The organism is Terrisporobacter mayombei (assembly GCF_020748465.1).
Lineage (GTDB): Bacteria > Bacillota > Clostridia > Peptostreptococcales > Peptostreptococcaceae > Terrisporobacter > Terrisporobacter mayombei.
On the sequence record NZ_JAHZMP010000274.1, the window covers coordinates 1 to 440 of the forward strand.

Sequence of the window (440 nt, forward strand, 5' to 3'; positions counted from 1 at the left end):
GAAGGTGATGTCACCACACCTGTGGTGGTGAGGCCGTCGGATGGAGAAGGCACAGTTATCAGCACCACCAGCGAACCGGAATATTACTATGTTGTCGTCCTTGCCGGTCAGTCCAATGGTATGGCTTTTGGCGAAGGGCTGCCGTTACCTGAAACCTATGACCGCCCTGAGCCGCGCATTATGCAGCTGGCGCGCCGTAGTACGGTGACGCCGGGGGGAGCTGCATGTGCGTACAATGATGTTATTCCAGCTGACCACTGTCTGCAGGACGTCATTGATATGGGTGGATTCAACCACCCACGGGCCGACCTGACAAAGGGGCAGTATGGTTGTGTGGGGCAGGGGCTGCATATTGCCAAAAAGCTTCTGCCGTTCATTCCGGTAAATGCAGGTATTCTCCTGGTTCCGTGCTGTCGTGGTGGCTCAGCATTCACCTCCGG

Annotated in this window: 1 protein-coding gene; it reads left to right on the forward strand. The window is 56.4% G+C overall.

The window, feature by feature from the left end; translation table 11 throughout:
* Positions 1 to 440 (forward strand): hypothetical protein (locus tag K0039_RS21540; protein WP_228106917.1); only part of this gene is annotated, 440 nt, incomplete at both ends.